Raw genomic sequence first — 589 nt, forward strand, 5'->3', positions numbered from 1 at the left:
TGCAGATCGCGCAGGCCAAGGCGGAGCTGGACAGCCAGCTTGCGGCGCGCGAGCCGCTGCGCACGCATATCGCCCAGATCACGCATGCGCTCGACGTGCTGATGGGCCAGATGCCCGGCACCACGGAAGCGGAGCTGAAAATCGCCCGCCCGCTGCCCAAGGTTCCCGACTTCCCGGCAACCATGCCCTCGATCGTGCTGGCCAACCGTCCGGACATCCGCCGGGCGGAACGCGCCTATGCCGAGGCCACGGCGCGGATCGGCGTTGCGGTGGCGCAGATGTATCCGAATTTCAGCATTCCGCTGAACTTCAACCCCAATGCCTCGGCGATGTACCAGCTCTTCCAGGCCGGGGCGCTGAGCTGGCAGTTCTTCATGCTGGCCTCGCTGCCGCTGGCCCATGGCGGCAAGCTGACGGCGCAGGTGCGCGGGATGCAGGCGGCGGCGGAAGCCAGCCGGCTGAGCTATCGCCAGACGGTGCTGACGGCCTTCCGCGAGGTCGAGGACGCGATGGCGGCCTGGCATGACGATGTGGAACATACCGAATTGCTGCACCGCGCGGCCGAGGACAGCCGGCTGGCCAGCGACCG

The 589-nt window shown here is 68.3% G+C and carries 1 protein-coding gene; it reads left to right on the plus strand.

Features of this window, described 5'->3' with window-relative positions; translation table 11 throughout:
- Positions 1–589 (plus strand): TolC family protein (locus HLH35_RS19730; protein ID WP_182980750.1); only part of this gene is annotated, 589 nt, incomplete at both ends.

This window comes from Gluconacetobacter asukensis, assembly GCF_014174375.1.
Classification (GTDB): Bacteria; Pseudomonadota; Alphaproteobacteria; order Acetobacterales; family Acetobacteraceae; genus Gluconacetobacter; species Gluconacetobacter asukensis.